2 protein-coding genes are annotated in these 2,158 nt (G+C 71.6%); both read left to right on the top strand.

Going from position 1 to position 2,158, the window contains the following annotated elements; translation table 11 throughout:
• The first annotated feature begins 250 nt into the window (after positions 1-250).
• Positions 251-706: an SRPBCC domain-containing protein gene (locus AB0N07_RS50400; protein ID WP_365847654.1), complete on the top strand. Its 456-nt coding sequence runs from the start codon at positions 251-253 to the stop codon at positions 704-706.
• Positions 707-804: 98 nt separating this feature from the next.
• Positions 805-2,073, top strand: coding sequence for an FAD-dependent oxidoreductase (locus AB0N07_RS50405; protein WP_365847656.1), 1,269 nt, complete (start codon positions 805-807; stop codon positions 2,071-2,073).
• The last annotated feature ends 85 nt before the right edge of the window (positions 2,074-2,158 follow it).

Genomic DNA, 2,158 nt, shown 5'->3' on the forward strand with positions numbered 1-2,158 from the left:
CGCGGCGAACGCCGCGTGGGCCCGCTCGTCGAAGCCCGCGAACCGCACCTCCTCGGCCGGCCCCTTCGCGACACCGGACTTCGCCGAGCCCTAAGGCGTCGCTTGTGCCGATGGACGTTGCGGGTGCGGCCGAGTGGTGCGGTCAGTAGCGTGGAGCGCCGGACAACGCTTGCCGGAACACGGCACTCCCTGCCCATGCCCGCGTGGACGTCCCCACCTCGGTCCCGCCGGGCTTCTGGAAGGACCTCGTATGCGTCGCATCTCGTCCGCAGTACACATCTCCGCCTCCGCCGACCAGGTGTGGGCGGTGCTGACCGACTTCGAGCGGTTCCACGAGTGGAACCCCTTCCTCGTCGAGGCCGCCGGGCGGGCCGTGCCGGGGGCCCGGCTGACGCTGCGCTTCCGGCTTCCCGGGAACGGGCGGGAGATGGTCTTCCGGCCCACCGTGCTGGAGAGCGAGCCCGGCCGACTGCTGCGCTGGCGCGGCCGGTTCGGCGTGCCCGGCGTCTTCGACGGGGTGCACAGCTTCGAACTGACGGCGCGTGACGGCGGTACGCATGTGCTGCAGAGCGAGCGCTTCAGCGGACTGCTGGTGCCGTTCTCCGGTTCGGTCATCGCTCCGTCGGAGGCGGGGTTCCGGGATCTGACCGACGCGCTGAAGAGCAAGGTCGAGTCGGTCACCGTCCCGGCGCGACCGCGGGACTGAGCCGACCGGCGTCCGAGGTCCGGCGTGCGTCGGCTGCAAGGGGAGCTTTAGGCCGCGGTCCCACGATCGACCGACCATGACTCCGCTGGAGAGGCAGCATGACGATGACAGCAGAGCTGACCGCACAGGTGTGCGTGGTAGGAGGGGGTCCTGCCGGACTCACGCTCGCCGTGGAGCTCGCCAAGCGTTCCGTTTCGGTGGTGGTTCTGGAGCAGAGCGGGCACTTCAACCGCTCGTTCCGGGGCGAGTCGGTGTCTCCGGACTCGGTGTGGATGCTGGACCGCCTCGGACTGCTGGACCGGCTCGACGGGACGTACGTCCAGATGCACCACATGGAGATCGTCGACGCCGGCAGCGTGGTGCTGCGGGCCGACTTCTCCGAGTTCCCCTACCCGCACCCCTACCCCGTCGAACTGCCGCAGCCGGCGCTGCTGTCCGCCCTCGCCGAGGCCGGACGGGAGCACCCGGGCTTCACGCTGCGTCAGTCCGCCACCGCCGTGGGCCTGCTGCGCGAAGAGGGCGCCGACGGCCCGGTGACCGGGGTGCGCGCCCGCACCCCCGACGGCGAGATCACCGTTCGGGCCGCGCTGACGGTGGCGGCCGACGGACGGTTCAGCAAGGTGCGGGAGCTGTCCAAACTGCCGTACGAGAAGCTGCCGTTGGACCGGGACGTCATCTGGCTGCGACTGCCCTTCCCGGCCCAGTGGGACGGCCACACCTACCGCATCCGCATCCGGGGCGGCGAGCACGGGCTGTTCATCCCCACCCACCCGGACAGCGTCCGGGTGGGCCTCAACATCCCCAAGGGCGGTCTGAAGGACCTGCGCGCCCAGGGACTGGGCGCGCTCCACGAGCGCCTGGACCGGCTCGCCCCCGAGCTGTCGGACGCCGTGCGCGACACTGTGCGGGCCTGGTCGGACACCTCGATGCTGGACATCTTCACCACGCTGGTGCCCCGCTGGTCGACACCCGGTCTGATCCTCATGGGGGACGCCGCGCACACGCTGACGCCGATCCTCGGCCAGGGCGTCAACCACGCGATCATCGACGCGGTCACCCTGGCGCCGCTGGTGGAGAAGGCGCTGGTCTCCGGGGGCGGCCCGGACCGGTTGCAGCAGGCCGGGGAGGCGTTCCAGAGCGCGCGCGAGGAGTCGGTACGCCGCTCCCGCGCCCTCCAGCTGCGCCAGGAACGCCTGTTCGCGCTGGAGGGGCGGCTCGGAGGCATGTTCCGCCGGTCCCTCTACCGGGTCATGGACCGCAACCGCACGGTGCAGCAACGGGTGCTGTCGCGGGCGTACTTCCAGGTGCAGGAGCCGGGTCCCACGGCGGCCCGGCGGATGGTGCAGGAGCCCGCTCCTCGCACCTGAGCGACGCGGCCGGTGTCCTGCGCGGGCTCCCGGTCCGGGTCACCGACGGAACGGGGACACCCAGGGCACTGACCGCCGACTTCAG

It is taken from the genome of Streptomyces sp. NPDC051172, from assembly GCF_040682555.1.
GTDB lineage: Bacteria > Actinomycetota > Actinomycetes > Streptomycetales > Streptomycetaceae > Streptomyces.

Bases quoted from the DNA above. Each gene is read 5' to 3' on its own strand.
- AB0N07_RS50400 (WP_365847654.1), top strand. From the start codon at position 251: ATGCGTCGCATCTCGTCCGCAGTACACATCTCCGCCTCCGCCGACCAG.
- AB0N07_RS50405 (WP_365847656.1), top strand. From the start codon at position 805: ATGACGATGACAGCAGAGCTGACCGCACAGGTGTGCGTGGTAGGAGGG.